The sequence below is a fragment of the Bradyrhizobium sp. CFUWI genome (assembly GCF_056429085.1).
Window position 1 is genome coordinate 418,608 of sequence record NZ_JBWJZE010000004.1, and the last position, 26,122, is coordinate 444,729.

General features: G+C 65.9%; 28 protein-coding genes. 15 read left to right on the forward strand and 13 right to left on the reverse strand.

Features of this window, described 5'->3' with window-relative positions; translation table 11 throughout:
- Positions 1-35 precede the first annotated feature (35 nt).
- The 5 genes from AC066S_RS12325 to AC066S_RS12345 all read left to right on the forward strand — a co-directional run bounded on the left by AC066S_RS12325 (position 36) and on the right by AC066S_RS12345 (position 3,028).
- On the forward strand, positions 36-932 hold the full coding sequence (locus tag AC066S_RS12325; protein WP_478269789.1) for an NAD(P)/FAD-dependent oxidoreductase: 897 nt from the start codon (positions 36-38) through the stop codon (positions 930-932).
- 21 nt (positions 933-953) lie between these two features.
- Positions 954-1,427, forward strand: a complete 474-nt coding sequence (locus AC066S_RS12330; protein WP_478269790.1) for a methyltransferase family protein — start codon at positions 954-956, stop codon at positions 1,425-1,427.
- A gap of 144 nt (positions 1,428-1,571) precedes the next feature.
- Positions 1,572-2,030, forward strand: a complete 459-nt coding sequence (locus tag AC066S_RS12335) for a nuclear transport factor 2 family protein (protein WP_126260058.1) — start codon at positions 1,572-1,574, stop codon at positions 2,028-2,030.
- A gap of 312 nt (positions 2,031-2,342) precedes the next feature.
- Positions 2,343-2,711 carry a rhodanese-like domain-containing protein gene (locus AC066S_RS12340; protein WP_135170400.1) on the forward strand — a complete coding sequence of 123 codons (369 nt, stop codon included), beginning with the start codon at positions 2,343-2,345 and terminating at the stop codon, positions 2,709-2,711.
- 134 nt (positions 2,712-2,845) lie between these two features.
- Positions 2,846-3,028: a hypothetical protein gene (locus AC066S_RS12345; protein ID WP_126260154.1), complete on the forward strand. Its 183-nt coding sequence runs from the start codon at positions 2,846-2,848 to the stop codon at positions 3,026-3,028.
- 18 nt (positions 3,029-3,046) lie between these two features.
- On the opposite strand, the gene AC066S_RS12350 is transcribed toward AC066S_RS12345, so the two are convergent.
- Entirely contained in the window at positions 3,047-3,259 is a 213-nt protein-coding gene (locus AC066S_RS12350) for a hypothetical protein (protein WP_126260062.1), read from the reverse strand.
- 450 nt (positions 3,260-3,709) lie between these two features.
- Between AC066S_RS12350 and AC066S_RS12355 the strand changes: the two genes are divergently transcribed.
- Positions 3,710-3,985, forward strand: coding sequence for a hypothetical protein (locus AC066S_RS12355; protein WP_478269791.1), 276 nt, complete (start codon positions 3,710-3,712; stop codon positions 3,983-3,985).
- Between the two features lie 24 nt (positions 3,986-4,009).
- Here AC066S_RS12355 and AC066S_RS12360 read toward each other — a convergent pair whose 3' ends face one another.
- Together AC066S_RS12360 and AC066S_RS12365 are read right to left on the reverse strand one after the other, a co-directional pair.
- On the reverse strand, positions 4,010-7,057 hold the full coding sequence (locus AC066S_RS12360; protein ID WP_478269792.1) for an EAL domain-containing protein: 3,048 nt from the start codon (positions 7,055-7,057) through the stop codon (positions 4,010-4,012).
- A gap of 279 nt (positions 7,058-7,336) precedes the next feature.
- Positions 7,337-7,888: a TetR/AcrR family transcriptional regulator gene (locus AC066S_RS12365; protein WP_126260066.1), complete on the reverse strand. Its 552-nt coding sequence runs from the start codon at positions 7,886-7,888 to the stop codon at positions 7,337-7,339.
- A 119-nt stretch (positions 7,889-8,007) separates the two neighbouring features.
- Between AC066S_RS12365 and AC066S_RS12370 the strand changes: the two genes are divergently transcribed.
- Positions 8,008-8,862, forward strand: coding sequence for an oxidoreductase (locus AC066S_RS12370; RefSeq protein WP_478269793.1), 855 nt, complete (start codon positions 8,008-8,010; stop codon positions 8,860-8,862).
- A 61-nt stretch (positions 8,863-8,923) separates the two neighbouring features.
- The gene (locus AC066S_RS12375; RefSeq protein WP_478269794.1) at positions 8,924-9,925 is read left to right on the forward strand and encodes an NADP-dependent oxidoreductase; all 1,002 of its coding nucleotides are present in this window, start codon (positions 8,924-8,926) and stop codon (positions 9,923-9,925) included.
- A gap of 12 nt (positions 9,926-9,937) precedes the next feature.
- Here AC066S_RS12375 and AC066S_RS12380 read toward each other — a convergent pair whose 3' ends face one another.
- The 6 genes from AC066S_RS12380 to AC066S_RS12405 all read right to left on the reverse strand — a co-directional run bounded on the left by AC066S_RS12380 (position 9,938) and on the right by AC066S_RS12405 (position 16,590).
- Entirely contained in the window at positions 9,938-10,735 is a 798-nt protein-coding gene (locus tag AC066S_RS12380) for an adenylate/guanylate cyclase domain-containing protein (RefSeq protein ID WP_126260072.1), read from the reverse strand.
- 132 nt (positions 10,736-10,867) lie between these two features.
- A complete protein-coding gene (locus AC066S_RS12385; protein WP_478269795.1) occupies positions 10,868-12,058 on the reverse strand; it encodes an adenylate/guanylate cyclase domain-containing protein in 1,191 nt (396 codons plus the stop codon).
- Positions 12,059-12,172: 114 nt separating this feature from the next.
- Positions 12,173-12,757 (reverse strand): HutD/Ves family protein, encoded by a 585-nt coding sequence (locus AC066S_RS12390; RefSeq protein ID WP_478269796.1) that lies wholly within the window; start codon positions 12,755-12,757, stop codon positions 12,173-12,175.
- Positions 12,754-13,686: an alpha/beta fold hydrolase gene (locus AC066S_RS12395; protein WP_478269797.1), complete on the reverse strand. Its 933-nt coding sequence runs from the start codon at positions 13,684-13,686 to the stop codon at positions 12,754-12,756. Before AC066S_RS12395 ends, AC066S_RS12390 begins: the two co-directional genes overlap by 4 nt.
- Positions 13,683-14,252 (reverse strand): DUF2087 domain-containing protein, encoded by a 570-nt coding sequence (locus tag AC066S_RS12400; protein WP_126260081.1) that lies wholly within the window; start codon positions 14,250-14,252, stop codon positions 13,683-13,685. The genes AC066S_RS12395 and AC066S_RS12400 overlap by 4 nt, the downstream gene beginning before the upstream one ends.
- Before the next feature lie 241 nt (positions 14,253-14,493).
- On the reverse strand, positions 14,494-16,590 hold the full coding sequence (locus AC066S_RS12405; RefSeq protein WP_478269798.1) for an adenylate/guanylate cyclase domain-containing protein: 2,097 nt from the start codon (positions 16,588-16,590) through the stop codon (positions 14,494-14,496).
- A 310-nt stretch (positions 16,591-16,900) separates the two neighbouring features.
- Between AC066S_RS12405 and AC066S_RS12410 the strand changes: the two genes are divergently transcribed.
- From AC066S_RS12410 to AC066S_RS12425, 4 genes are read left to right on the forward strand one after another with little or no spacing between them, the layout of a single operon-like run.
- Entirely contained in the window at positions 16,901-17,206 is a 306-nt protein-coding gene (locus tag AC066S_RS12410) for a BufA1 family periplasmic bufferin-type metallophore (RefSeq protein ID WP_126260085.1), read from the forward strand.
- 43 nt (positions 17,207-17,249) lie between these two features.
- Positions 17,250-18,167 carry an MNIO family bufferin maturase gene (gene bufB, locus AC066S_RS12415; protein WP_135170392.1) on the forward strand — a complete coding sequence of 306 codons (918 nt, stop codon included), beginning with the start codon at positions 17,250-17,252 and terminating at the stop codon, positions 18,165-18,167.
- Positions 18,157-18,936, forward strand: coding sequence for an HvfC/BufC N-terminal domain-containing protein (locus AC066S_RS12420; protein WP_478269799.1), 780 nt, complete (start codon positions 18,157-18,159; stop codon positions 18,934-18,936). The genes bufB and AC066S_RS12420 overlap by 11 nt, the downstream gene beginning before the upstream one ends.
- The gene (locus AC066S_RS12425) at positions 18,936-19,445 is read left to right on the forward strand and encodes a DoxX family protein (RefSeq protein ID WP_478269800.1); all 510 of its coding nucleotides are present in this window, start codon (positions 18,936-18,938) and stop codon (positions 19,443-19,445) included. The genes AC066S_RS12420 and AC066S_RS12425 overlap by 1 nt, the downstream gene beginning before the upstream one ends.
- Before the next feature lie 189 nt (positions 19,446-19,634).
- Here the strand turns inward: AC066S_RS12425 and AC066S_RS12430 are convergent, their stop codons facing one another.
- From AC066S_RS12430 to AC066S_RS12440, 3 genes are read right to left on the reverse strand one after another with little or no spacing between them, the layout of a single operon-like run.
- A complete protein-coding gene (locus tag AC066S_RS12430) occupies positions 19,635-20,480 on the reverse strand; it encodes an SDR family NAD(P)-dependent oxidoreductase (RefSeq protein WP_478269801.1) in 846 nt (281 codons plus the stop codon).
- Positions 20,481-20,491: 11 nt separating this feature from the next.
- Positions 20,492-21,043, reverse strand: a complete 552-nt coding sequence (locus AC066S_RS12435; RefSeq protein ID WP_478269802.1) for a carboxymuconolactone decarboxylase family protein — start codon at positions 21,041-21,043, stop codon at positions 20,492-20,494.
- Positions 21,021-21,713 (reverse strand): TetR/AcrR family transcriptional regulator, encoded by a 693-nt coding sequence (locus AC066S_RS12440; RefSeq protein ID WP_126260097.1) that lies wholly within the window; start codon positions 21,711-21,713, stop codon positions 21,021-21,023. The genes AC066S_RS12435 and AC066S_RS12440 overlap by 23 nt, the downstream gene beginning before the upstream one ends.
- A 201-nt stretch (positions 21,714-21,914) precedes the next feature.
- On the opposite strand from AC066S_RS12440, the gene AC066S_RS12445 reads away from it, so the two are divergent.
- From AC066S_RS12445 to AC066S_RS12455, 3 genes are all read left to right on the forward strand, one after another.
- Positions 21,915-22,880 (forward strand): Bug family tripartite tricarboxylate transporter substrate binding protein, encoded by a 966-nt coding sequence (locus AC066S_RS12445; RefSeq protein WP_478269832.1) that lies wholly within the window; start codon positions 21,915-21,917, stop codon positions 22,878-22,880.
- 109 nt (positions 22,881-22,989) lie between these two features.
- Positions 22,990-23,529 (forward strand): VOC family protein, encoded by a 540-nt coding sequence (locus AC066S_RS12450; RefSeq protein ID WP_478269803.1) that lies wholly within the window; start codon positions 22,990-22,992, stop codon positions 23,527-23,529.
- 129 nt (positions 23,530-23,658) lie between these two features.
- Complete coding sequence (locus AC066S_RS12455; protein WP_478269804.1) at positions 23,659-24,471, forward strand: class I SAM-dependent methyltransferase; 813 nt, start codon at positions 23,659-23,661, stop codon at positions 24,469-24,471.
- Between the two features lie 28 nt (positions 24,472-24,499).
- On the opposite strand, the gene AC066S_RS12460 is transcribed toward AC066S_RS12455, so the two are convergent.
- On the reverse strand, positions 24,500-26,044 hold the full coding sequence (locus tag AC066S_RS12460) for a L,D-transpeptidase (protein ID WP_126260101.1): 1,545 nt from the start codon (positions 26,042-26,044) through the stop codon (positions 24,500-24,502).
- Positions 26,045-26,122 lie beyond the last annotated feature (78 nt).

A 26,122-nucleotide genomic window follows, 5' to 3' on the forward strand; every position in this document is an offset into this window, starting at 1 on the left:
GGTTTCAACCTGTCCTCCAAGCGGAGCCCATCACCATGGATGACGTCATCATCATCGGCGGCAGCTTTGCCGGTCTCGCCGGCGCCCTGCAGCTCGGCCGTGCCCGTCGCAAGGTCACCGTTCTCGATACCGGCCTACCGCGCAACCGCTTCGCTGGCCACTCGCATGGCCTGCTCGGCCACGATCACAAGCCGCCGCTGGACATCCTGACCGAGGCGCGGCAGCAGCTGGCGCGTTATCCCACGATCAAGCTGGTCAGTGCCCGGGCCGAAAGTGTCTCCGGCGCCATCGACGATTTCAACGTCCTCACTTTCGATGGCGAAAGCTTTGGGGCGCGTCGTCTGATCCTGAGCTATGGCATCACCGATCAGATGCCTGATGTTCCGGGCTTTGCCGAAGGCTGGGGCACGTCCATCGTGCCTTGCCCCTATTGCGATGGCTTTGAAGTCGCCGGCCAGCATTGGGGCCTCGTCTGGTCCGGCCCGCAATCGCACAATCAGGTCAGGCTGTTCCGCGATTGGACCGACAAGTTGACGCTCTTCGCCGATGGTCACGATATTCCGCCCGATATCCGGGCCGATCTGGCGCGCCGCAACATACCCGTCGTCGATGGCCGGGTCACTGGGATCGCCCAACGCGGGGCCCATAACGCCACCGTCAGGCTCGATACCGGCCCCGATGTCGCGGTCGACATCCTGTTCGCGCATCCGCGCAACAAGCCGTCCGCAAGCCTGCATGAATCACTGGGCCTCGCCACGGTCAAAACACCCCTCGGCATCATCCTCAAGGTCGACGAGCGCCGCGAAACCAGCATGCCCGGCATCTACGCCGCCGGCGACCTCGCCAATCCCATCACGCCGCCATCGGTCACCCTGGCATCATCGCACGGCGCGATGGCGGGTATCTTCGCCCAGCAGTCGATGGTCGTTTGAGAGCACAGATTGGAGATGAGCATGGCCGTCGAACCGGACAGCGCGGGTGTGCGCTTCCCTCCGCCCTTCGTCTATCTGGGAGCGCTGCTGTTGGGGCTGGCGGCGGAGCGGTTCGTCACCCTGCGCTCTTTCGGCATCGACTGGCGGTTGCTGGTCGCGACGGGCGCGCTGCTGTTCGTTGCCGGCGCGGCGATGATGCTTGCGGCGGCGGGGCTGTTCCGGCGGCTGGGTACCAACGTTCCGCCGTCGCAGCCAACGACCCTCATCGCAACGACCGGCCCTTATCGTTGGACCCGCAATCCCATGTATCTCGGCATGGCGCTTATCTATGCCGGCCTTGCGATCGGCTTCGACGGGCCGATCGCCTTCGCCTTGCTCCCGTTGGTGCTGATCGCGATCCAGACGCAGGTGATCGCCCGCGAGGAGCGCTATCTCGAAACAAAGTTCGGCGACGACTACCGCCGCTACAAGGCCGAGGTTCGCCGCTGGCTCTGACTATTGCGCCGCTGCCGTCTGCGTGGCCGCCCGTCAGCCAGCTTTCCCAACAGATCGCCGTCGTTACCCGGAGCAGCTTTCAGTATCTGGAAAGTATCCATCCGTCTTGCAGAGCCGTCGGCTATCCAACAACGGGGTGCATCAATGGTCTACAGTCTAATTGTCAAAAAAGAGATCCGCAGGAGCTTCGATCATGTCAACAACCAGCGTTGGGATGATGCTGCAAAGGGCCTAACGCCAAACGCGTATCACTGGGTTGCCGGAGATCATGCGTTGGGGGGTGAGCGACATGGAAAGCAATCGGTGAAGCAGTGGTTCGAGCGCATGGGCCGTGTTTTCCCGAAGCTGCACATAGATATTGAGCAGGTCGAGGTGACGGGTTGGCCATGGAGTACCACAGTGTTCGTCAAGTGGCGGGCCAACGCGAGGCTACTTGACGGCCAAAGCTCGTATGTGAACAGGGGCGTCCACGTCTTCAAGTTGCGATGGGGCAAGGTTTATTCGATTGAGGAATACTTCGACTCGCAGGCTGCAGAACGAAGCCTCGCTATCCAAGCTCGTGCCGGTTTGGATGAAGCTGCGGCTGGACCAATCGTGAGCTAACGCGGATCATTCGTGTGATGCCGCCATCAGCTTATCAGGTCGCCGACTGGAATGGCCAAAGCGGGGAGCGCTGGGTTTGCGTCGCTGGCGCGCACCCGTTTCGCACCAGAACGACTTCGCCGAAACACAGCAAACACGATCGAAATCGAACGAAAATGCAGCAAAATCAATAAATCCGAACCGCTGATTTTTGTGCACTATCGCCGTGATCCCTGCCGATCATTTCGCTCGCCACGCTCTCCTGCATCAGGACGAGGCGAGGCGCGCCCAATGTGCTATCCTCCGCGCCGGAACCAGCACCGGAGACAACCCATGCCGACCAGCGTCAAGCAAATGCTCGAAGCCGCCAACGCGGCGGTGCCCAAGATCACGTCGGACGAGGCCGCCGAGATGATCCGAAGCGGTAACACGCTGGTCGTTGACGTTCGCGACGCGCCGGAGGTCGCCGCCAGCGGCAAGATCGCAGGCGCCGTGAATGTCTCGCGCGGGATGCTGGAGTTTCGCGCGGATCCGGAGCTGCCCTCCCACGACAAGGCGTTCGACAAGGGCAAGACCGTCATTCTTTACTGCGCGTCCGGCGGCCGATCGGCGCTGGCAGGCAAGTTGCTGAAGGATCTGGGCTACGACAAGGTCTACAACCTCGGCGGCTTCAAGGACTGGACGGGCGCCGTCGAGAAATAGCGAAGCAAGAGACAGAGTTCCGGATCGTTGGGGCGGCCCGCTTCGGCCTGCCGATCGGCGCTTCATCCCGGCTGCAACAATCAGCCCTCGTTCGTGTTGTCCCAGATGACACAGCGAGGCGCGCCATGACCAAGATGACCGGCAAGGAAACCGAACTGACACCTGACGACTTCCCGCTCGAAGCCGACAAGGACAAGCTCAGGACTCACAAGGGCGAGCCGGTGGCCTCGGCCGAGTCGGACAAGATCGCCGATGAACTGGCCGAACGGCTCAACGAGCAGGCGCACCGGGAGGAGCAGGACCGCTGGTCGGCGTGAAGCGCCGGCGCGGTTGGATCAGGCGGAACGCGGCGTGGAGCCGGGCTGCGCGCCTGGCTCATTCAGCAGCCTGCCGGTGGTGCTGTTGACGAAATGCAACGACATGCAGGCCGGACACCTCACGGGCACATAGCTGTCCGCCGGCCCGGCCCCTTCGGGCCGTTCGTCATCGAACCGATGCTGGACGTTCGTGCCGGTGCGCGGGCACCTGAAGAGGATCTGGCGCTGCATGCTTCTCTCATGCTCCGAAATCCCCGCCGGCGAAATTGCGGACGATCCCTTACGGGCCTTTCCCAGGTTTGCGATGGGTCAAGGCGAACCGCCTGCCCGCCGCTATGCTGTGTCTGGCATCGGGCGCGCTATCCGGTGCCGAACGAAGCGGAGCCCGGACTCCTAGGCACTCCGGGCGCCGCTTCGAAGACAGGGTGCAAGCGACCGCGCTCAGGGAGCCCGGCTCCGCAAGGAGAGGCTTCGCCGGCAGGTTCGATGGAACGAAGGCCGGTACCGCGGGTTGGATGGCCCAGCCGTTGGAGGCCCAGCCCTGGCCAGACCATGCAATCGGCCTCGGTGCCCCCCTGGAAACTCTCCTCGGAAGCCGGGGCTGATTGACTTCGCCCGGCCGGCCAAACCCGCCGCCGGCAACAGGCCACCATCGGGACCGCCTCGACCAGGAGAGCAGCCATGATGTCCGCCAAGCTCGACGATCTCTCTGCGGCCGTGCGCTATGCGCTCGAGACGACGCGCGCGACCATGGTCTGCCCTTTCCACGACGAGGTGATCATCCGCGTCGGCGACGACGCCGCCGAGAGCCATGCTTACGAACGCGCCAAGCGAATCCTGAAGAGCGACGGGACGCCGTTCGAGGCAGACGCCCTCAGGGACGAAATCGGCCAGCAACTCGCGGGCGCCGCGGACGGTCGATGCCCGAAATGCGATCGGGCCGAGCCGGCCGGCTAAAGCGCGCCGCGCTGCCTCCGCCGTTCAGGAAGCCGCTCGCCTGGAGGCGCTCTTGCTTGGCCGGGAGGACACGAGGCTCCGCGGCCGCCCGATCAGATATCCCTGCATCTCGTCGCAGCCTTCCTGCATCAGCAGCGACATCTGTTTCTCCGTCTCGATGCCTTCGGCAAGGACCGGCACCCCGAGCCCGTGGGCGAGGCCGATCACGGCCCGGACGATGGCGAGCGAGCGATCGCTCTGGCCGAGCGAGGCGACAAAGGAGCGGTCGATCTTGATGCGGTCCAGTGGAAACGCTTCGAGATATGACAGCGACGAGTACCCCGTTCCGAAATCGTCGAGGGCGATCAGGATGCCGAGCGCCTTGAGCGACTGCATTGTCCGCTTGGCGCGCGGCATGTCCTCGATCAGGACGCCTTCGGTGATCTCGAGCTCGAGGCGCGCGGCCGGAAGCCCGCTGTCGCGCAGCGACCGGCGGACCTGCCGGTCGAGGTTTTCCCGGCGGAACTGGGCTGCCGAGACGTTGACGGCCACCCGCAGCGGCTGATCCCATGACGCCGCTTCCCTGCACGCCTCCTTCAGGACCCAATCATCGATCTGCGCGATGGAGCCGCTTCGCTCCGCGATCGGAATGAACTCGCCCGGCGGGATGATCCCGCGCACCGGATGCCGCCAGCGCACCAGTGCCTCGTAGGCCATCACCGTGCCATCGCGATACTGCTGCGGCTGGTACTCCAGATAGAGTTCGCCCCGCTCCACCGCGGCCAGCAAATCGTGCTCCAGCTCACGGCGATCGCGCAATTGCTGGTCCATCGCGCTGGTGAACAGACGAATGGCTCCCCTGCCCTCATGCTTGGCGCGATAGAGGGCAGCATCCGCGTTCGCTAGCAGTGCAACGGAATCGCCGGCATCTCTCGGATACAGCGCGACGCCGACGCAGAGATCGATCTTCAGGGCATGGCCGTCGACCTCGATCGGCTGCTCGAACTGGGCCCGCATCCTGGTGGCGAGCAGCTCCGCGGTTGCCGGCAGCGGCGCTTGATCGATGATGCCGATGAATTCGTCGCCGCCGACGCGCGCCACGTAGGATCCTTGCGAAACCTCCTGCAGGCGTCTTGCGGCCTCGCGCAGCACGGCGTCGCCGACGGCGTGACCGAAGCGGTCGTTGATCGCCTTGAAATGGTCGAGATCGATGCAGAGCACGGCGAAGGCGCTACCGGTGATCTCGGCGCGATCGATCGCGGCGGAGAGATGCTGGCCCAAGGCGGCCCTGTTGGGCAGCTCCGTGAGCGCGTCGTGACCGGCGAGATAGCTCACCCTCTGCTGTGCCCTGTTCCGTTCCGTCACGTCGAAGCCGACGCAGACATGGGCGGACCGCCCGTCATAGACCAGCGGCCGGGATTCGATCACGACCTCGATCACCTCGCCGTCGGCCGTCCTGTGCAACTCGCAGTCGCATTCGGCTGCCGCCTGTTGCTCCGCATAGGCGAGCTGATGCTCGGACATGGCGAGGAGATCCTGGCGGGAATAGCCGTAATGCCTGCACATCGCACCATTTACGGCGATGAGCCGACGCGTCTTCGCATCGACCACCCACATCGGAAGCGGGTTCTCTTCAAAGAGGAGGCGGAAGGAGGCTTCGCGGCGCTTGAGGTCGGTGATGTCGATCCGGACCCCGATGCTTCCTCCGTCGCTGGTGTGTCTTTCCTCGACGCGAACCCAGCGGTCACCCGCCAGATGCTGCTCGTGCGAGTGTTGGGGCAGCGCATGGTGGGCGAGGCGCTCGGTGAGCCACTCCTCCTCCCGCCCCGCGGCGTCCGGATATTGTCCCCCGGCCAATCCGGTTCGAAGAATGGTTTCGAACGGCGTGCCGGCGGCAAGTGCGTCCCGGCTGGCCGCGTAGAACTCGGCGTATTGACGATTCCAGAGAACGAGATGGTCGTGCTTGTCGAAGACGGCAAGTCCTTCGGGAACCACATCGAGCGCTTCGGTCAGATGGGTGTGCGCGGCGCGCGCGGCAGCTTCGGCCTGCTCGGCCGCGCTCTTGGCTTCCGCCAGCGCCCTCTCGGTGCGATGGCGCTCCGTGATGTCCTCGTGGGTTGCGACCCAGCCCTTATCCCCCATCGGGCGATGCCGGATCCGCACGATCCGCCCGTTGGTGAGCTCCACGGTCGTATCCGAGTTCTCGGCGCTCACCGGAGCGCTGTTGCGCCAGGCCAGATAATCCTGCTTCGACATCTTCGGGGCGCTGCCGGCCGAATAGCGGAGATCGACGATCTCGTTCAGCTTCATGCCCGGCCGGACCAGTTTCGGGTCGAGATCGTAGACCTCGAGATACTGCCGGTTGCAGACGATCAGGCGCTGATCGGCATCGAAGAAGCAGAGCCCCTGGGACATGTTGTTGAGCGCCCTGTCGAAGCGCTCCGCGAACGCGGTCGCGGTCTGCTCTGCGGCCCGGGCGCGATCGCCTTCCTCGGACAGCCGTCCGTGGGTCTCGACCAGCTTCACGAAGGAGCGGAAATTGGTGTTGATCATCCGGGCGAGCAGGACGAGCAGCGCCAGCAGATTGATCCCGACCGAGACCAGCATCCCATCGCCGGACAGCAGCAGGAGCGTCGCGATCGGTGCGCCGGCAATCAGCATCGTCAGCCGCGACGACGGCGGGAAGCTGCCGAGGCAGTAGGCAGTCCCGACGCAGCCCATGAAGAGCAGCAGGGAGACCGACACACGCAGACCGGGATCGACCACCATGAACAGCGCCAGGATCCAGATCACGAAGCTGGAGCTGAGCAACGCAGTGGCGAGACGCACCCTTACGAGCTCTCGGTAGGCCTCCTCGGCGGTGAAATCGACCTTCTTCAGCCGGAGCCACTGGGCCAGCCGAAACAGACAGGCCGCCAGGAGAGCGGCCGGCAAGGCAAATCGCAGCCATGCCGAGACCGTGCTCGGAAGAAGCAGCCCAACGCTGATACTGTTGACCAGAAGCGCGGCATAGAGAACCGGCACCTGCTTGCGGAGCACGCGGAACTGCTCGACGAGCAACGAGCGGCCGAGCGGATCGGTCGTATCGCCCACGGAGAAAGAAGCACGAAGTCGCGCGAAGAAGCCCATCAATGTCGCCCCAACCATGCGAAGGCTAGGGCAGAGACGCGAAGGACCCGTAAAGGCGCTTGGTGTCTTCGACCTTAACGCCGCTGCTGCAATTATCGGAGGAATGGGAATCGCCGCAGTTCCCAACCGGGAACAGGCCGAGCTTGGTCCTGATCATTGCTCTGGCACTCGCCATCGGCCGGTGTGGGCGGCGATGCAGCGCGGCCGCTGTTCGAAGTTACGTCTCTCTGGGTCGAGCGCTATTCACTTCAATATTGCGTTCCGCGTCGCGCGAAGAATGTCGTCCGACAGCTTGGGATCGTTCACCGCGCGGGCGAGCACGAGAGCGCCGACCAGGGCGGCGGTCGCTACGATCGCCTGGTCGTCGCGCTGCCGCGGCTTCAAACCGGACGGCAGGCGGCTGCTCAGCAGCGCGATCACGCCCCGCAAGCCGGCGGTGAAACGCTCCTTCACGCCGCTGCTTTGGCGTGACACCTCACACGCCAGCGCCGCAAAGGGGCAACCGCTGGCCGGAGCGTCGCGATGCGCCGGCGAGAGGTATTCCGACACGTAGTCGTCAAGGGCGAAGCCCTCGGACAATTCCTTCCCCTTGGCGCTGATCGCATGGGCGACCGCTTCCTCGACCAGCCGCTCCTTGGAGCCGAACTGACTGTACAGGCTGCCGTGAGTCATCCCGGCCGCCTCGGCGAGAGCGTCGACACCGACGCCGGCGATGCCGCGCTCCCGCATCAAGCGGGAGGCGGCATTGAGAATGCGCTCGCGGTTCTGGGCGGCCTGTTCCTTCGAAACGCGCATCAGACTGGTCCTCGGGCACCGGGCCCTTGACAATTATCATTACGGTCGTCATGTATATCATTAGTTACGATCGTAATCAAAACATTTCACAGCCCGTGGCCGCGTCGGAGACCCAGCCCATGAACAAGATGAAACCCCAGGTCGCGCTCGTGACCGGCGCCTCGTCCGGGATCGGCGAAGCCACGGCGGCGCGGCTCGCGCAGGCCGGCTACAAGGTCTACGGCACCAGCAGACGGGGGGCACAGATCCGCAACCAAGCGTTCGAGATGCTGGCCCTCGACGTCACCCGCGACGAGTCGGTGGAAGCCGCCGTCAGCGAGCTGATGCGGCGCGAGGGCGGCATCCACCTGCTGGTGAACAATGCCGGTTTCGGCGTCGCTCCTGCCGGCGCGGAAGAGAGCTCGATCGAGCAGGCCCGTGCGATCTTCGAGACGAACTTCTTCGGACTGGTCCGGATGACGCGCGCCGTCGTGCCGCACATGCGCCAGCAGGGCCATGGCCGAATCGTCAACATCGGCTCGGTGCTTGGTTTTCTGCCGATGCCTTATGGCGCGCTCTATGCCGCGACCAAGCACGCGGTGGCCGGCTATTCGGAATCGCTCGACCATGAGCTGCGCACGAGGGGCATCCGGGTCTCGGTCGTCGAGCCCGCCTACACCAAGACGCCGTTCGATGCGAACTTCATGGAGCCCGACGCCAAGCTCGACGCCTATCACGAGGCGCGCTCCGGCGTGACCAGGCGGGTGAACGAGGTGATGGCGACGGCCGAACAGCCCGGCGTCGTGGCCGAGACCGTGCTGGAGGCGGCGAGCGCCGCGCGGCCAAAACTCCGATACGCAGCCGGCAAGCTGGCGAAGCGCCTGCGATTGCTTCGCCGATTTGCGCCTGCGAGCCTGGTGGATGCCGGGCTTCGAAAAGACCTGCGGCTCGATATGCCGGCAGCAGCGCCCATCCGCACCGCCCGCGCCTTCTGACGGCGACAACCGGCATGGGCAGCCCGCTGCTCCTGCGACCGCGAAGGGCCGAGAGGAAAACATGAAAGCTCTGATCTTCAAGCGTTACGGCAGGCCCGATCAGGTGGAGCTGGCCGACATCGCCCGGCCGAAGCCCGCACCGAACGAAATTCTGGTCGAGGTTCACGCCGCGGGCCTGAACCCGATCGACAACATGATCCCGAAGGGAACGTTCAAGCCCATCCTCAAGTTCGATCTGCCGGCCACGCTCGGCAGTGACCTGGCAGGCGTGGTCGTCGAGGTGGGAAGCCGCGTGACCCGCTTCAAGCCGGGTGACGCCGTCTTCGCCAGCATCTTCGACCTCGGCACCGGCGCACTCGCCGAGTTCGCGCGCGTGCCGGAGAATGCCGCAGCGCTCAAGCCGGCAAACCTCGACTTCGTGCAGGCGGCCTCGATCCCGATGGTCGGCTTGACGTCCTGGCAGGCGCTCAAGGAGAGGATCGGCCTCACGCCGGGGCAGAAGGTGTTCATCCCCGCGGGCGCCGGCGGCATTGGTACTTTTGCGATCCAGCTCGCGAAACATCTCGGAGCGAAAGTCGGGACGACGACCAGCACCGGAAATGTCGACCTGGTGCGCAGCCTCGGAGCTGACGAGGTGATCGACTACAAGACACAGCAATTCGAGGACGTGCTGCGCGGTTACGACGCCGTGCTTGGGACGGTCAGGGGCGATGCGATCGAGAGGTCGCTTCGAATTCTGAAGCCGGGCAGCAGGATTGCCTCGCTCGTTGGTCCGCCGGACGCCGCGTTCGCGCGCGGACGGGGCATGAACATCTTCATGGTGCTGCTGTTCGGCTTGCTGAGCTGGAAGATCATTCGCCGGGCCCGCTTGGCTGGCGCGACATATTCGTTCCTGTTCGTGCATCCCGACGGCGGGCAGCTCGCCGAGATCGGCGCGCTTCTCGCAGCCGAGCGCATCCGGCCGGTGATCGACAAGGTGTTTCCGTTCGACCAGGCAAAACAGGCGCTTGCCTATCTCGAACAGGGACGAGCCAAGGGAAAGGTCGTGGTGCAGATGAGGTGACGGCGGCGGCCCTCACCCCTCGACCCGCCACAGCCTCCACCGTTCCGGCACGCCCTTGAGCCGGTGCACGCCGTGATCCTTCAGGCTGATCGCAGACTGCGTCTTCATCAGCTCCCTGATCGCGCTCGACACCAGCACCTCGCCGGGGCGCGCCTTCGCCGCGACGCGGGTGCAGATGTGAAAGGCAAGGCCGACCATCTCGCCGCCGCTGATGGTGTATTCGCCGGCGTGCAAGCCGATCCGGATCTCGAGGCCCAGCGTGCGCATGGCCTTCTGAATAGCGGTCGCGCACGCGATGCCGGCGTCCGGTTTCCTGAACGTGGCCAGCACGCCGTCGCCCGTCGTCACGACTTCCTTGCCGCCGCACGTCTTCAGCTCCTTGCGGACAGCGGCGTAATAGTGGCCCATGATCTTGGTCCAGCGCGCATCGCCGAGCTTGGCGGCTTTTGCGGTGGAGCCGACGATGTCGACGATCAGGATCGTGGCCAGCGCTTGCTTGAGCTCGGCGCTGCGTTCGGCTGATCGGCGCCGGGGCGCGATCGGCCCAGTCAGCGGTTCGTAGCGATGATTGCGGCGCCGGGCGATCGCGGCCTTTGTGTAGTCCTGGGCGCGCTGCGCCGTGCCGCAGCGTATGGTCTTCTCCTGCGGCACCCGCGCCCAGTAGACCCTTCGCCCATCGCCGGCGCCATGAACCTCCACGGCGCCCCACTTCAGGAAGACCGCCGAACCAACCCGCCGGACACACCACGCCTTCGACGTGTACCCGGATACGTTCGACTGATGGACTCCGATGCGAAGAAATTTGGGCATGTGTGCAGCTGATCACAGGACCATGGGCTGGCCGCGGCGAAGCGTAGTTGCACATTCCCGCGTTTGCAACAGACGGGCCTCGGTTCGGAAGCTCGCCTTCGGCCGCGGCTTCCATCGCCCGGCAATGCCGCCTCAGCCGTGATACGCAAACAGCTCGATCGGATCGCTGAAGCCGCGCACCTCGTGCTTGCCGACGTGCTCCAGCTCGAACTTCGGCTGCACCAGCTCGGCAAAGTCGCGCGACAGCAGCACCTTCCGTCCCAATTGCTTGGTCAGCGCTTCGAGGCGCGAGGCCATGTTGACGGCGGGGCCGATCACCGTGAAGTCGAGCCGGCTGGCCGATCCGATATTGCCGTACATGACGTCGCCGACATGGACGCCGATGCCGTAGTTCAGCGGCGCGCGGCCGGTCGCGTTGTTCCGCTCGTTCAGGGCGGCCATGGCCAGACGGGCTTCGGTGACGGCATGGAGCAGGTTTGCGCAGGCGTTGGGATCTTGAAGCGGAAAGATGGCGAGCAGGCCGTCGCCGATGAATTTCAGGATCTCGCCGCCGTGCCGCGCGATCGGCTCCGACATTGCGTCGAAATAATCGTTGAGCAGATCAATAACGTCGTCGCGCGGCCAGTTGTCGGAAATCTTGGTGAAATCCCTGAGGTCGCAGATCATGATCGCGGCGCGCACCGTCGTGCCGGTGCCGCGCCGGGTGGCGCCGGCCAGGATGAGTTCGCCGGCATGGGAGCCGACATAGGTCTCCAGCAGGGTGCGCGCCAGGCGGTTCTTGATACGGATCTCGCTGACCAGCGCCAGCACCGGCAGGAGCTTCTTGAGGGCGGCGATATGCGCCGGGTCGAAACCGCCGGGCCGGTCGGTCGCGAAGGTGACGATGTGGCGCTTGCCGAGCGTGTGGTACAGCGGCCAGGCGATGTAGTCGGTGAGTCCCTTGGCGCGCATCTCGTCATAGAGGGCGTGCTTGCGGCCGAGAGAGGGATCCTGCTCGAGCCTCTCGCGCAGCTCGGTGGCGCCGTCATGGATCTCGTGGGCGGCGCTGCCGATATATTCGGACCGCTCGCGAACTTCATAGTCGACCAGCGCAATCTCAGCCTCGCGGCTCCCGTCGGACCACATCATGCGGGCCCCGAGCCACTGCGGATGATTGATCAACACGTGGAGCGTCGCCCGCTTGACGGGAATGCCGGCCTGCTGGAGGCGGATGCACATCTGCGCGAAAATGTCGTCGATGAAGCGCTCGTCGCGCGTGCCGTTGGTCAGCCAGTCGACGACACCGTCGGCTTGCGTGGGGGCATTGTCGGTCGGTGCGTTCATATCCTGCCCCTACAGCTGTGGCCTGCATCAGGGCAGATATCGTGCCCCGGCTTCGCCGCGTCAACCTGGCCAGTTGCATGGATTGTGCGCACCGGGCTGTCGGGCCGATGCCGCCTAGCCGAGAAGCCGGACCGAGCCCAGCACCGCCAGCCCCGACACCAGCGCGAGCTGCGAGACCGCGGCGAGCTCCACCTTCAGCGTGTCTTCGTGCGAAAGTGAAAATTCCTCACCATCGAGGCGAATGCGGCAATCGCCGCGCGCGGCGTAAAGCAGATGCGTGCCGGCGGCGAGCTGCCGCGTGCCGGGCTCCATGAGAGCCACGAGCTCGATCTCCGCCGCACCGCGCCGGGCCATAAGGTTCACGACCTCGACCGGGCCTTCTTCGAGCGCGGTCACGATCGCCATCTCGCCGGTGAAGCGCACCGTCGTAAAAGGTACACGCTCGTCGAACTCCTGCGTCGGCGACTTCAGCACCAGCCCGCGCCCATTGACGACCATCTGCAGCCGATCGATGCCGGGCATATGCGAGAACGGGCCGGGTGCCACGATCGGCGTGCTGGCAAAGCGCCACAGCAGGCTGCTCCAATCCCTCGCCGCCGCGTCGGCGCGCCAGGCGCCCGCAATGTCGGTAAAGATGCCGCCGCCGTTCTTCCAGGGCGAGCGGGTGTAGTCTTCGGGTCTAAGCAATGTCGTCTTCATGGGAGAGTCTCGGTGCGATGAAGGGACGGAGCGTGTTCGGGCGCGTCGAGCAGCGGCTCGGCCTCCTTGCGCACCAAGTCCAGATGCGTGAAGAGCGAGACGTGGCTGCCGTCGGGGAGTGCCAGCAGCTTCGCCTGCGGAATGGCCCGGCAGACGTTCTCGGCATGCGCGAACGGTACGACATTGTCGGCGCGTCCGTGCACGACCAGAGTGGGCGCCGAGATCGATCCCGCGGGCAAGCGTTCCAGCGCGGCAAACTGCGCGATGTCGTTGACGGTTCCCGGCAGCCGGGCGGACAGATGCTCGAACACACTCGACTGCAAGGCACGCAACAGCGGACCGGCCTCGGGATGGCGAAGGGCGCGTTCGCGCATGGCCTCATCGGGAATGGCGCGGCGGGCACCGGCCTGCGGATTCCGTTCAGCCCGCCACTTCAGCAAGCGAGGCAGTCCGGGAAGGCGCGCAAGGTGGCGCATCAGGCGCAGGCGCGCTTCTACCTCCGGCGGCGTTTGCAATTGTCCGGTGCAGGCCGAGACCAGCACGAGCGAGCGGCAGCGCGAGGGGTGCCGTGCGGCGAATTGCAGCGCCGAGGGACCGCCGGCGGAAACCGCGACCACCGCCGCGTTCGCAATCCCGAGCGCGTCGAGCAGCGCTTCATAGACATCAGCCTGTTCGTCGGGCGAGGCGCCTAGCGCAAGGCGCGAGCCGAGATAGCCCGGGCGGGATACGGCCACCACCCGCTTGTCTCTGAGCGTCATGGCGAGGGCGCGCGCCAGCAGCCACGACTGGTCGTGGCCGCCCATGCCGCCATGGATGGCCAGGACGGCCGTGCCCTCGCCCGCGATTGCGCATTGGACTGTCCCGCGGGAGGTCTGCACCCAAACCGGAGCAGGCCCGGCGAGAGGCAATACGTCAGGACTTGCGGTCATGGCGCAGCCTCCGGCCGGCCGGATGCGTTGGCTTTGAGATGTCGCAGGAGCGCGGCCGCCTCCATCGGAGGCCGACGCTCGATCCTGCGATAGGCTCGCCCATCGGCGGTGCGGGAAACCAGGCCGTGATCGCATAGCGCGCGACGGAGCAAGGCATCGTCGGCAAAAGCGTGCTGACGATTCAACAGCGTCTTCACGTCCGCCTCAGCCAGACTGCACCGCGGCGGGAAGCCGGCCCACAACACCCAGAGGCTCAGCTGCTGCAAATTGTGACGGGCCGGCCAACGCAGCAGCCTGCCGTGATCGTCGAAATGGCGCGCCGCGCGCTGCACGCGTTTCAGATCGACTGCATCGGCTCGGGGCGCGGGACTGCCGCGGTCGTCCACGGGTTTGCCGACCGCACCTGCCCGGAAGTGCTGGTAGTTCTTATGTCCCGTCGCACGCGCAAGAATGTTGAGCAGCTCGACGTGCCCGGGTGGCGACGTCCGCTCCAGAAGCTGGGCGCGCACGGATTTCGCGAGCGCGGAGATGTCGCCCGCAACAAAGGCAATGGGAGTTCTGGCCATGACCAATCCTCAAAGTGCCGATCCGGATAGGATTGTCGGAGGTCACCGGCTTACGACGCGGCACGAGGTTTGGTGTCGGTGCGATTGAGCCTTGCAGGTTTAGCTTCCCTCGCGGGACGGTGACGCCTGGGTGAACTGCAGACCCACGCAATCCTTACTATAGACACCCGGCGGGCTCAAGAGCCTGATGTGAGGTGCGGATGGTGTGATTGAAGCGCCAGCGTCATGGATTCCGACGCCGCTATTTCGTCGCCAATGTCGCCACGGCCCGCCAGGCGGCACCGGGCGCGGCCGATGCGAGCTGCCGGCAGCGGTCGCGCATCAGCTCGGCGGGACGATCGTGGCGGCGCCGTTTCAACACGGCCTCGAAATCGGCCAGCGCATCGGTGAACCGCCGCGCGCGATAGGCGGCAAGGCCGCGCTCGTAATCCGCGATCCAGCCGATCGCCCCGCCGTCGACGGCCTCTTCGTCCACCATCCCGATCAATTCGTGGACCAACAGTCCCTCCTCCCGGCCGTAGACCGCGATGCTGTCGATCTCGCGCGTGATGACGGCGCCGCGCGCCAGACGCGCGGTCGTCTCGCCGATCAGGATCTGCGTGCCATAGGATTTGTTGGCGCCTTCGAGCCGGCTGGCGACGTTCACGGCATCGCCGATCACGGTGTAGTTCAGCCGCAGCTCCGAGCCGATATTGCCGACCAGCATGCGACCCGAATTGATGCCGATCCGGATCTCGAGCGGCTGGCCGAGATCATCGACCAGACCGGACTCTTCCACCGCCTTGCGGCAGGCGAGCGCCGCACGGCAGCATCGCGCGGCGTGATCGCCTTGCGGCTGCGGCGCACCCCAGAACGCCATCACCGCGTCGCCGATGAACTTGTCGATCGTCCCGCCGTTGGCGACGATGATCTCCGAGGTGACGTCGAGATAGCGCGACAGCAGCGGCACCACACGGTCGCCCAGCCGCTCCGACAGCCCGGTGAAGCCGGCAATGTCGATGAACATCACGCTGAGCTCCTGGACATTGCCGCCGGGCCTCGCCTCGACGCCCTGACGCAGCAGGCCGCGGACCAGATCGGCCGGGATGAACTTGCGGAAGGCGGACAAACCGGCCGCCATCTCCGCGATCGCGCTGGACAGGCTCGCGATCTCCTTGAGCCGCGACGGATGGCGGCGGACCTGCTCCAGCGCAAAAGCTTCGACATGGCGGAGCTCGCCGGCGACGCGTGACAGCGGCGCAGCGATGACTGAGCGCGCCAGCATCGCGGAGGCCAGCGCCGCGAGCACGGCGCCGATGGCAAGGCCGAGGATCAGGCGGTGCAACGTCGTCTCCACCGGGCCGAGGAATTCCGCCTCCGGAATCACGGTGGCGAGCGACCAGCCGGGAAACGGCAGCGGCGTCAGCGCAACCTCATAGGCCGCGCCGGCCGACATGAGCCGGCTCCGCCACGCCTCCTTGCGGCCGGCCTCCCCCGCCTTGTCGAGCGCTGCGCGCGCCAGCGGCAGCAGCGTCGTGTCGCCGCGCGCCGGATGGAGCTCGTCGGCCTCCTTGTCCGGTGCCGCGACCAGTTCGCCGCTGCCATCGACGATGAAGGCAGTCCCCGTGCGCCCGACCTCGAGCTGCGACAGGAAGCGCGCGAGCCTCGTGTATTCGATGATGACGGACAGAACGCCTTGCCGCTCCTGATAGACGTCGATCGGCCCCGCGAATGCGATCGACGGCCGCTCGCCGGTCGCGTGGTCCATCACCCTGAACCATTGCGGTTCGTCCGCGTCGAGCCCGGCCCTGAACCAGGCCTGATCGGCGACGCGGAATGAGGTCGGCTCGAAGCGGCGATTGGCGAATTCGATGTCGCCGGGAACCACGTCATATTCATCGACGCGGCGCTGGCCCGGATGATCGGTCAGCGAGATCTCCATCATCTCCAGGCGACGATCGCCGAGCTTGTGCGCGGCGAAGAAGGAGCCGTCGGGCCAGCCGAAGGCGACCCAGGAGATCGTCGCCTGCGACTGCAATTGCGAGAGAAACACGAACTCGCGCTTGTCGGCCTCGCGGGTGTCGAGCACGTTCTGCAGGAACAGGGTGCGGATCGCGGTGTGCGCGGCGCGCGCCTCGTCGACGATGGCCGAGACCTCCTTGCGCACCGCCGCCACAATCTGCTCGTTGATGGTCGAGGCGAGCTGCCGGCTGGTCGCCTCCGCCGTGCGCCACCAGAGCAGGCTGGAGAGCGCGGCCGTCAGCAGGATCGCCGTCAGGACCAGCGCGGACACCGCGAGGCGAATGCTGACCGTCAGCCCTGCGATCGCACGAAGCCGTCGTTCGTGATCAACCTTCATCGCGTCTTCCTGCCGGTCCATTCGAGCCACTGACATTGCTCTACGCCGCCAGCGCGCGTCCGTTACGTCTGGCAGGAACGAGCCCCCGCCGCCAATGCGCGGCGGCTACCGTGTCGATAGACCCTAGGCATTGGCTTTGAGCCGAGGCTTGCCCGCAAATACCGGCCCAAGCGCACCGCGCGGTGCGCCCGATCCAATCGGTCTCACGGGTTTGTGAGCAGCCGGCAAGTAACCCCGGCTGCGCGCGCAGCGAAGGAGACCATGCGCGCATTGCCTGCCAGGCGATGCCATCTCGAACAGGAGAATCTCGATGTCTGCCAAGCATGCCGTCACCTCGCTCGTCCTCGCCGGCGCCATATCCACCGCGCTCGCGACCCTCGCCGCCGCCGGCCCGCTGACCAAGGCCGAGGGCGATGCGGCCGTCGCCGCCAAGAAGGAGAAGTGCTTCGGCGTCGCGCTGAAGGGCCAGAACGATTGTGCGGCGGGACCGGGCACGACCTGCCAGGGCACCTCGACCGTCGACTACCAGGGCAACGCCTGGAAATTCGTGCAGGGCGGCACCTGCACCAGCATCGAGCTGCCGGGCGGCAAGAAGGGCTCGCTGAAGCCGGTGTAACGGCCGGCGCGATATCGCCAGCAGGCTCGAACGGAGCAGCACGATGAGCACGGTGACCAAGTCGACCGGACCTGCGGCCGTGCCGCTCCGTTTCGCGACGCCCATCGGCGGCGTTGCCGGGACGAGCTTCAAGCCGGAGCATCTTTCGGCCATCCTCGCGGCCGGGCCTCGGCGTGGCTTCTTCGAGGTCCACGCCGAGAACTACATGGGCGACGGCGGTCCGCCGCATCGCGCGCTGGAGGCAATCCGCCGCGACCATTCCCTATCCCTGCATGGGGTCTGCATGTCGATCGGCGGGCCGCGGCCGCTCGACAAGGCGCATCTTGCGCGCTTCCGCGGCCTGGTCGCGCGCTATCAGCCGGCACTGGTGTCCGAGCATCTGGCATGGTCGACCCATGAGACCAGCTTCTTCAACGATCTCTTGCCGCTGCCCTATACCGAAGCGGCGCTTGCTTGCGTCTGCGACCACATCGACCAGGTGCAGGAGGCAATCCGCCGTCCGCTGCTGCTGGAAAACCCCTCGACCTACGTCGCCTTCCGCGAATCCTCGATGCGCGAGACCGAGTTCATTCGCGCAATTGCAGAGCGCACCGGCTGCGGGCTGCTGCTCGACGTCAACAATGTGTTCGTCTCCGCCGCCAATCACGGCTTTTCGGCGCTCGACTATCTCGCGGACTTCCCGCTGTCACGCGTTCAGGAAATTCATCTTGCCGGCCATGCCGAGCAGGCCGACGACGAAGGCGATCTGCTGTTGATCGACAGCCACGACGGCCCGGTGGCGGATGCCGTCTGGAAGCTCTACGAGATCGTCATCCAGCGCCGCGGCGCGGTGCCGACGCTGATCGAATGGGACAGCAGGATTCCGGACTGGCCGGTGCTGCAGGCGGAAGCCGCTGCCGCACAGGTGATCCTCGACCGTCATCAGTCCGCAGAGATGGCAGGAGAGCGTCATGCGGCCTGAGCCCGGCTTGTCCTTTGCCACTTCGTTCGCGCAGGCGCTGCTGGATCCCGCGCGCGAAACGCCTGAGATCGTGACCGGCCCGAACGGAAAGGCCGCCAGCCGGCGCTACGATGTCTACCGCAACAATGTCACCGTCAGCCTGATCGAGGCGCTGGCCGCGGTCTATCCGGCGGTGCAGCGCATCACCGGCGCCGAGTTCTTCCGCGCCATGGCGCGCTTCCATGTGCGCAGCCATCCGCCGACCTCGCCGCTGCTGTTCGAGTATGGCCGCGAGCTTCCCGGGTTCATCGAAACCTATGAGCATGCGCAGGCGATGCCCTGGCTTGCCGATGTCGCCCGCATCGAACGGGCCTGGCTCGATGCCTATCATGCGGGCGACGCCGCGCCGCTGTCCCCGGCCCGGCTGTCCGCGATTGCCCCGGAGCGTCTGGCGGACGCCGTCTTCATCCCACATCCGGCGATGCGGATCGTTCGTTCGCGGTACGCTGCGGTGACGATCTTCGCCGCCAATCGCGACGGCGCACCGGTCGAGCGCATCGATGCGTCCAGGCCGGAGGACGCGCTGATCACACGGCCCGAATTCGACGTCGCGGTGCGGCATCTTCCCGCCGGCGGCGCCGTCTTTGCTGCATGCCTCGCATCCGGCCAGCCGCTCGGCGAAGCTGCCACGACAGCCCTGGATGCTTCGCCCGGCTTCGACATCGCCTCGAACATTGCCGGCCTGATCGAGGCCGGTGCATTCACCTCGCTTGCTGCTGGAGACGCATGATGATCACGGACCAACGCATGGCGACCGACGGCGGCCTGCCGTCGCCCTGGCTGCTCGTCGACAAGGCCAATCAGCTGGTGCAGGCGATCGCCGTCCCCTCGCTGGTCCTGCTCGTGCTGCGCCTCGCGCTCGCGGTGCCGTTCTGGCGCTCAGGTCTGCTCAAATGGGACGGCTTCCTCAGGCTCAACGACACCGCCGTGACGCTGTTCAGCGACGAGTTCATGCTGCACCTGCCGGGCGGGCCTTACCACTTTCCTGCGCCGACTGTGATGGCATTCCTGTCGGGCTCCGGCGAGATCATGTTTCCGATCCTCCTCGTGCTCGGACTGGGCACGCGGTTCGCAGGGCTTGGGCTGCTGTTCATGACTGTCATCGTCGAGCTCACGGTGCCCGACGGCTGGCCCATCCACCTCACCTGGGCCGCCATGGCGCTCGCCCTCATGGCCTATGGACCCGGACACATCTCGCTCGATCACCTCATCTGTCGCGCGCGATCGCACGTGCGGTAGGCCCCCTTCTTTTGCGTCCGCAAGCACGCCGTCATCCTGAGGTGCGCGCCCTTGCGCGCCTCGAAGGATGGGCCGCGGGCGCCTGTAGCCCATCCTTCGAGGCTCACCTCGCGATGCTCTCGCATCGCAAGGTAAGCACCTCAGGATGACGGTTGTGGGTGTGGTCAGCAGTAGTCCGGATGGAGCGCTTCACATCCCGCTCAGGCCGCTATCCACCGCGAGCGTTTGCGCGGTGACATAGACGCTTTCGTCGGACAGGAAGAACAGCACGGCGTAGGCAACCTCCCACGCCGTGGCCTGGCGGCCGAACGGGATGTGGCCCTTGCCGCGATTGGGGCGGCCGGCGCCGGCTTCGCGGCCGTTCGGGGTGTCGACGAGGCCGGGATAGACCAGGTTGGCGCGGATGCCGCGGCGCGCGCCGAGATGGGCGATGTTGCGCATCAGGCCGCCGAGTGCGGCTTTCGACGAATCATACACCGCCATTTGCGATCCGGCCTTCAGCGCGGCGATCGAGGAGATGAAGACGATGGCGCCGCCGTCGTCGAGTTTCGGCAACGCGGCGCGGCAGCACAGCATGGGGCCGCGAACATTGACGTCGTAGATCCTGTTCCACTCTTCCGGGCTGACGTTATCGAGGCCGGTCTTGCCGAAGGTGCCGATGTTCAGCACCATGCCGTCGAGGCCGCCCATGGCGCGATGCGCCTCCTCGATCATGCTGACAACATCGGTCTCGCGCGTGACGTCGGCGACAATGGCGAAGGCCTCGCCGCCTTCGTCGGTGATGCGCTTGACGGTCTGCTGCGCGGAGGCGTGGTTGAGATCGGCGACCGCGACCTTCGCGCCCTCGCGCGCACACAGAATGCTCATGGCGCGTCCGTTGCCGATCGGATCGGTCACGGCATCGAACACGCGCTGGCCGCCGCCGACGATGAGGATATGGCGGCCTTTCAGTCGCGCCCTGCCCGGCGCTTCACCCAGCGATTCCGCGCTCGGCGGACGGACGTAGCGCTCCGGTTTGCTCTCGGTCTCCGCCATCGCCAGCCGCCTTATGTCTTGCCGCCGTCATAGACCTTCATGCCGGCGGCGGGATCGAGATCGGTTTCGGTCGCTTCCGTGAGGCGCGCCATCATCATGTAGAAGCCGAGCGCGACGATGGACTCCACGATCTCCTGATCGCTGAAATGGCGACGCATGGCAGCGAAAGTCGCCGCGGCAACGCGAACGTTTTCGACCACCTCGCGGCCGAAGTTCAGCAGCGCGCGCTCGGCCTCGCTCAAGGCCTCAGCATCGTAGTCGCCGCGCTCGACCGCATCGACCTGGGCCTGCGTGCAGCCGACGCCGAGCGCGATCGGCACGTGCTGGCGCCACTCATAGGCGCCGCCCTCTAGCTGCGCGGCCTGGAGGATCAGAAGCTCGCGGTTGACGGAAGATAGCTTCTGCTTGTGCAGGATCGAGTTGCCGAGCCGCATCGCCGGAATCATGTTGGCCTCGGCGTGGGCCATCATGCGGAAGATGTTGAGCTTGACCGGCATGCGGTCGAACGAGGCGCGGATGTCGCCGCTGGTCGTCTCCGGATCAATCAGAGGCAGCCTTGCCACGGTTCTCTCCCTTTGGCTTTCTTTTCTTGTTGTCGGTCTCGCCGCCCGCCGCGATCAGCGACAGGAAGAAGGCGAGATAGCGGTCGATCGCTTCAAGCACCTTCGCCCGCGGCGAAGGTGCTGCGCCCATCACGTAATGCTCGAGACGGATGTAGATCAGGCCCGCCGCGAACAGCCGGGCGGTCTCGCGCGGATCCGGCGTCGACACCAGGCCGGCCAGCGCGAAGCCGCGGAAATAATCCGTCATCAGGCTCTGCTCGCGCGCGTAGAAATGGTCGGCGAATTTGGCGCGGATGCCGGGGACGCGGTTGCGCTCGGCGGTGATGACCTTCTGGAACTGGTGCTCGCGCGGATCGGACCATTGCTCGACGAGGTCGAGCGCAAACTGGCGGCAGAACGCGGCAGGCTGGCGCGCGAGCTGCTTGTAGCGCGGCTCTTCCAGCCGGCTCGCCGAACTCGCCGGACCGTGCTCGGCCACGATCGCCTCCAGGATCGCTGCCTTGCCGGGAAAATGGTTGTAGAGGCTGCTCTCGCGGATGCCGACGCGGCGCGCCAGCTCGCGCATCGAGGCTCCGCCATAGCCGCTCTGCGCGAACAGGTTGAGCGCTTCGGTGAGGATGCGCTCGCGCGTCGTGGGTGCGGCCGCAGCGGTGGAGGTATGGACAACCATGGCGGCTTGACTAACGAACGATCGTTCGTTAGTCAACCGTACGAACGATCGTTCGTCTTCATGTCATAGGCGGCGATCGTCGACCGCGATGCAGCAACAATGCACGCGGGTGGCATTCAACTCCGTTCGATAAGCGGAGAGCAATCGGGAGACAACGCCATGGCACGCCTCGCCCGCCTCTTGCCCGCGCGGCAAGCCATCATGACGCTTCGCCTCGTCACATCGTCACTGCTGATCCTGTCTGCGGCAGCGCCCGCATCTGCCGAGGATCCGGCCGCCTACCCCACCCACAAGATCAAGATGCTGCTGCCCTATGCGGCCGGCGGCGGCGGTGACGTGGTCGGCCGGCTGCTTGCGGACAGGATGGGCAAGACGCTCGGACAGAGCATCTATATCGAGAACCACACCGGTGCGGCCGGCACGCTCGGCACGCAGATGGTCGCGACATCTCCGAACGACGGCTACACCATCACCGTCGGCGGCATGACCACGCATGTGCTGGCCCCCGCGATCTATCCAAAGCTGCCCTACGATCCGATCAAGGATTTCACCACCATCGGCCGCGTCGGCACCTCCTCGATCATGCTGGTCGCGACCAGGAATTTCGCCGCCAATGACATCAAGGGCCTGGTCGCGCTGGCCAAGAAGGGCGAGCCGGTCCAGTACGGCAGTTGGGGTGTCGGCTCGACCGGGCAGTTCTGTGCCGAAATTCTGATGCAGCAGACCGGCATCAAGATGGATCACGTGCCGTTCAACGGCATCGAGAAACTGGCCGGCGACCTGCTCGGCGGCCACATCTCGCTGGCGACGCTCGATGTCGCGACCGCGACGCCGCTGGTGAAGGACGGCTCGATCAAGGCGCTGGCCGCGTGCGGCGAGCGTTCGCCGAGCCTGCCTGACGTCGCCAGCTACAAGGAGCAGGGCGTGCCGTTCGACCGCAACCTGTCCTGGGCGATGTATGCGCCGGCCGGCCTTGCCGAACCGATCGCGAAGAAGCTGTCGGCGGCGCTGAAGGAGGCGCTTGGCGATGATCTGGTGAAGGGGAAGCTGCTCGCACTGGGCATCACGCCGCAATTCGTGCCCGGCGAGGAGCAGCGCGACATCAACGCCCGCGACATCGCAGCCTGGAAGCAGGTTGCCAAGGACGCCGGCATCGAGGTCAAGTGAACAGGAACGTCGCAGGCAGCTCGCATGCGGCCATCCTTCGAGACGCCCGCCTGCGGCGGGCCCTCAGGATGAGGTCCCCTCGTGACAAGCAGAGAACAGGAGCGCGGGCATGAGCCACATCTTCGGCGCGGTGCGCCAGAACGGATATGTGGTGCGGGACATCCACGCCGCGATGAGGCACTGGATCGAGGTGATGGGTGTCGGCCCCTGGTACTACATGGACCGCGTCAGAACCGACTGGTTTCGCCATCGCGGCCGGGACTCTGCCGTCGAGATGAGCATTGCGCTGGCCAATTCGGGCGACCTCCAGATCGAGCTGATCCAGCAGCGCAACGAGGCGCCGTCGCTGTACAAGGAGTTTCTGGACGCCGGCCACGAGGGCCTGCAGCACATGTCCTACTGGAGCCACGACTACCAGGCGCTCTACGACAAGGCGCTCGGGCTCGGTTACAGGATCGGCCATGAAGGCCAGATCGGCGGCGAACGGGGACGCTTTGCCTATTTCGACACGCAGGCCCATCCCGGCACGGTGATCGAGATCTCCGACATCAGCGGCACCAAGGGCCCGTTCTTCGAGAAGGTTCGGCAGGCCGCACTGAATTGGGACGGCGCGCGGCCGATCCGCGAGGTCGGCGGCGGAAGATCGTAAGGCGCGATGACCGACCTTGCCGATGTTCGCTGAGAGCGCAACGCCGTGCTGAACCGGTCTATTTCACATCCTTACCGGCGCATCCGTGGTAAGGGTGGGCCTCACGTCCGAACCTTCAGCGAGGCAGGCATGTCCGACACTGACAAGGTTTTCGCCGGCTCCATCCCAAAACTCTACGATGAGCATCTCGTCCCGATGATCTTCGCCGGTTACGCCGACGACATCGCAAGACGCATCGCCGCGCTCTCGCCATCCGCGCTGCTCGAGATCGCGGCCGGCACCGGCGCCGTGACGCGCGCCGTGGCGGCGGCGTTGCCGGGCCGCGTCCGCTACGTTGCGACCGACCTCAACGAGCCGATGCTCGCGGTCGCGGCGCAGCGTCAGGCGGGCGATGACCGCATCACCTGGCGCCAGGCGGATGCGTTGGCGCTTCCGTTCGGCAACGCCGAGTTCGACGTGGTCTGCTGCCAGTTCGGCGCCATGTTCTTTCCGGACCGCGTCAAGGGTTACTCAGAGGCAAAGCGCGTCCTGAAGCCCGGCGGCACGTTTCTCTTCAATGTCTGGGACCGCATCGAGGAGAACGTGTTCGCCGATGACGCAACGACCGCCCTGAGCAAGCTGTTTCCCGACGATCCGCCCCGCTTCATGGCGCGGACACCGCACGGCTATTTCGACCAGGCGATCATACGGGCCGATCTCGCACGCGCAGGTTTCGACAACGTCTCGATCGAAACACTGGCAGCCACCAGCCGCGCACCGTCGCCCGACCTCGTGGCGTTCGCCTATTGCCAGGGTACGCCGCTGCGCGGCGAAATCGAGGCGAGAAGCGGCGGCAATCTTCAGGCCGCGACGGACGCTGTCGCCGCTGCGATCCGCGCGCGCCATGGGTCCGGACCGGTCGAAGCCAAGATCCAGGCCCTGGTGATCACGGCGCGGCCATAAGCCTGCGCCGCAGGCAAGCCCGGCTTCCTTACCAAAAGCCGCGCTGCATCGGCTGCGCCGGCTGATAATACTGATATTGGCTGCGCCGGCGCGGATTGGCCTGCTGGACGTACGGATCGCGCTGCTGGAAGAAGAAGCCGAAGCCGTTGTCCCAGCCGTCGTCGCTCGCGATCATGGCAGGCGCGGTCGGCTTGCGGGTGATGAAGCCGCCCTGCGGCTCATTGCTGAGCACCGCGACGAACTCGGTGCGGTAATTGGTCTCGCTGCTCAGCGGCTCGTCCGAGACGACGATCGAGGAGCGCGGCAATGCCGTCGGCCCGATGCGATCCCACACGTCCTGCGGGATGGTGATGCGATCGAGAGCATTGCGGGCCTCGTCGCCGTTCTCGATCGTGACCACGCTCCAGCGCAGGCCCGCATCGGTTTTCGCCATCGCCGTGAAGATATGCGTGCCGAGCGGCTGCTCGGGATTGCGGATCGTGACGGGGGCCTCGATGCTGGTGTCGAACACCTCACCGCCGCCGTCTGGCGCCGGCTTGTGGGTGTTTCGCCGCACGTAGAGCTTCTGCGTGGCGCGGCTGATATAGACCGAGACCGGTTCGCCCGCGAGCTTCGCGTCGGTCGCGGCCTTGACGGCCTCGGCCTTTCTGGCCGCCGCGACCTTCGCGGCTTCCTTCGTCACCGCCACGGCATCGCGCTTCGGCTGCGCGGCGGCCTTGGCGGTATCGAGCTGCGTCGCCGCGTCGGCAGCCTTCGCTACCGCCTTCTGCTTCAGCTCCTCGGCCTTGGCGCGGGCCTGATCGGTCTTGGCGTTCGCGAGCGTCTTGTCGGCGAAGGCGAGTTCGGCATCCGCGCGGGCCTTCTGCTGTTCCAGCTTGCGCAGCGCGGCGGGGAGCGAGGCAGCTTCCTTCGCGGCGACGGAAGCAGCCTTCTTGGCCTCGTCGGCAGCCCTTGTCGCCTCCTCCGCCTCGACGGAGAGCTTGTCGGCCCGGCGGGGCGCTGCCGCGATGGCCTCCGGCTTCGGCACGAACAGCGAGGGATGAGAGATCTCAGTCGGGACCGTGTCGTGCGGCGAGATGATCACCCGCATCCCGATATAGGTCTTGTCGAACAGGTTCTCGGCGAAGCCGAACGGCATGCGAACGCAGCCGTGCGAGGCGGCATAGCCGGGCAGCGGTCCGCCATGCAGCGCGATGCCGTTCCAGGTGATGCGCTGCATGTTGGGCATCCAGGCATCGTCGTACATGGTCGAGCGGTGGTCCTTGTCCTTCTCGAGGATGGCGAAGACGCCGGCGGGCGTCTCGCGTCCCGTGGTGCCTGTCGAGACCGGCGCGCGCAGGATCCAGCCGTCCGCGTCGTAGAAGGTGACCTGCTGGCTCTTGATCGAGACGATCGCCATGATCGGGTCGCCGGCCTGCCGCGGCGCCACCGCCTCGGCCGCCTGGCGCGCCTGCTTAGCGGCTCCGGCCGGGCTCAGAGCAGCAAATGCCATCATCGCCGCCAGGGTCGCAATGCCGGGGCCCCAACGCCGCATTGCCGAGGTGGATTGCGCCGTCGTCAGTCGGTCTCTCATGCCACTCCCCGGTCGAAATGCCAGTCCGCGCTCATGTCGATTACGTGTCAGATTGCGATCTTTGGATTAAGAAATCAC

Excerpts from the sequence above, each read along its gene's own strand:
- AC066S_RS12410 (WP_126260085.1), top strand. The coding sequence starts at position 16,901 with ATGTCTGCCAAGCATGCCGTCACCTCGCTCGTCCTCGCCGGCGCCATA.
- AC066S_RS12460 (WP_126260101.1), bottom strand. The coding sequence starts at position 26,044 with ATGAGAGACCGACTGACGACGGCGCAATCCACCTCGGCAATGCGGCGT.
- AC066S_RS12440 (WP_126260097.1), bottom strand. The coding sequence starts at position 21,713 with ATGGTTGTCCATACCTCCACCGCTGCGGCCGCACCCACGACGCGCGAG.
- AC066S_RS12370 (WP_478269793.1), top strand. The coding sequence starts at position 8,008 with ATGAACAAGATGAAACCCCAGGTCGCGCTCGTGACCGGCGCCTCGTCC.
- AC066S_RS12450 (WP_478269803.1), top strand. The coding sequence starts at position 22,990 with ATGAGCCACATCTTCGGCGCGGTGCGCCAGAACGGATATGTGGTGCGG.
- AC066S_RS12395 (WP_478269797.1), bottom strand. The coding sequence starts at position 13,686 with ATGACCGCAAGTCCTGACGTATTGCCTCTCGCCGGGCCTGCTCCGGTT.
- AC066S_RS12375 (WP_478269794.1), top strand. The coding sequence starts at position 8,924 with ATGAAAGCTCTGATCTTCAAGCGTTACGGCAGGCCCGATCAGGTGGAG.
- AC066S_RS12335 (WP_126260058.1), top strand. The coding sequence starts at position 1,572 with ATGGTCTACAGTCTAATTGTCAAAAAAGAGATCCGCAGGAGCTTCGAT.
- AC066S_RS12350 (WP_126260062.1), bottom strand. The coding sequence starts at position 3,259 with ATGCAGCGCCAGATCCTCTTCAGGTGCCCGCGCACCGGCACGAACGTC.
- bufB (WP_135170392.1), top strand. The coding sequence starts at position 17,250 with ATGAGCACGGTGACCAAGTCGACCGGACCTGCGGCCGTGCCGCTCCGT.
- AC066S_RS12455 (WP_478269804.1), top strand. The coding sequence starts at position 23,659 with ATGTCCGACACTGACAAGGTTTTCGCCGGCTCCATCCCAAAACTCTAC.
- AC066S_RS12330 (WP_478269790.1), top strand. The coding sequence starts at position 954 with ATGGCCGTCGAACCGGACAGCGCGGGTGTGCGCTTCCCTCCGCCCTTC.
- AC066S_RS12385 (WP_478269795.1), bottom strand. The coding sequence starts at position 12,058 with ATGAACGCACCGACCGACAATGCCCCCACGCAAGCCGACGGTGTCGTC.
- AC066S_RS12390 (WP_478269796.1), bottom strand. The coding sequence starts at position 12,757 with ATGAAGACGACATTGCTTAGACCCGAAGACTACACCCGCTCGCCCTGG.
- AC066S_RS12400 (WP_126260081.1), bottom strand. The coding sequence starts at position 14,252 with ATGGCCAGAACTCCCATTGCCTTTGTTGCGGGCGACATCTCCGCGCTC.
- AC066S_RS12365 (WP_126260066.1), bottom strand. The coding sequence starts at position 7,888 with ATGCGCGTTTCGAAGGAACAGGCCGCCCAGAACCGCGAGCGCATTCTC.
- AC066S_RS12445 (WP_478269832.1), top strand. The coding sequence starts at position 21,915 with ATGACGCTTCGCCTCGTCACATCGTCACTGCTGATCCTGTCTGCGGCA.
- AC066S_RS12340 (WP_135170400.1), top strand. The coding sequence starts at position 2,343 with ATGCCGACCAGCGTCAAGCAAATGCTCGAAGCCGCCAACGCGGCGGTG.
- AC066S_RS12405 (WP_478269798.1), bottom strand. The coding sequence starts at position 16,590 with ATGAAGGTTGATCACGAACGACGGCTTCGTGCGATCGCAGGGCTGACG.
- AC066S_RS12345 (WP_126260154.1), top strand. The coding sequence starts at position 2,846 with ATGACCGGCAAGGAAACCGAACTGACACCTGACGACTTCCCGCTCGAA.
- AC066S_RS12325 (WP_478269789.1), top strand. The coding sequence starts at position 36 with ATGGATGACGTCATCATCATCGGCGGCAGCTTTGCCGGTCTCGCCGGC.
- AC066S_RS12425 (WP_478269800.1), top strand. The coding sequence starts at position 18,936 with ATGATCACGGACCAACGCATGGCGACCGACGGCGGCCTGCCGTCGCCC.
- AC066S_RS12355 (WP_478269791.1), top strand. The coding sequence starts at position 3,710 with ATGATGTCCGCCAAGCTCGACGATCTCTCTGCGGCCGTGCGCTATGCG.
- AC066S_RS12420 (WP_478269799.1), top strand. The coding sequence starts at position 18,157 with ATGCGGCCTGAGCCCGGCTTGTCCTTTGCCACTTCGTTCGCGCAGGCG.
- AC066S_RS12430 (WP_478269801.1), bottom strand. The coding sequence starts at position 20,480 with ATGGCGGAGACCGAGAGCAAACCGGAGCGCTACGTCCGTCCGCCGAGC.
- AC066S_RS12380 (WP_126260072.1), bottom strand. The coding sequence starts at position 10,735 with ATGCCCAAATTTCTTCGCATCGGAGTCCATCAGTCGAACGTATCCGGG.